General features: G+C 32.4%; 1 protein-coding gene. It reads right to left on the reverse strand.

Annotated elements, in window-relative coordinates; translation table 11 throughout:
* The coding region (locus EZH24_RS13395; protein WP_137999485.1) for a DUF819 family protein at positions 1 to 478 on the reverse strand (478 nt) is incomplete at both ends.

Here is a 478-nt window from a genome sequence, read left to right on the forward strand (position 1 = left end):
ATGCTTGTAAATTCTTCTAAAAATTTTAATCGAAGATATTGATATAAGAACGAAAAAATATAAAGCCATTAAAAAATTATCGGCGACAGTTACGGCGGAAATCGTTTTTTCCGAAACATTAAAAGTATCCGCCAAAGCCATAAGATTAACCGTGCCTCCAATATAAGTTCCCGTTATCATAGCGGCGACTCCTTCTATTTCGTTTATATAATTTTTTAGTAAAAAATAAGCCGTTAAAGTCCCAGCGGTTGTGCCGAAAGAACCTATTAAAAAAATTATTAATAATCTTCCGCTTTCTTTCCATATTCTTTTTATATCGCATTTTATTAATAACAAAGGTATCGATAACGGGACTATATAATTCCATACTATATCGTAAGTCGGAGCTATAGTGGGAATTATTCCAAAATTGCTTAAAATCATAGCGAAAATTAAAGCTATTACTGGAGCGGAAATAACCGAAGCCAATTTGAGATCG

Source organism: Brachyspira catarrhinii (assembly GCF_005518285.1).
Lineage (GTDB): Bacteria > Spirochaetota > Brachyspiria > Brachyspirales > Brachyspiraceae > Brachyspira > Brachyspira catarrhinii.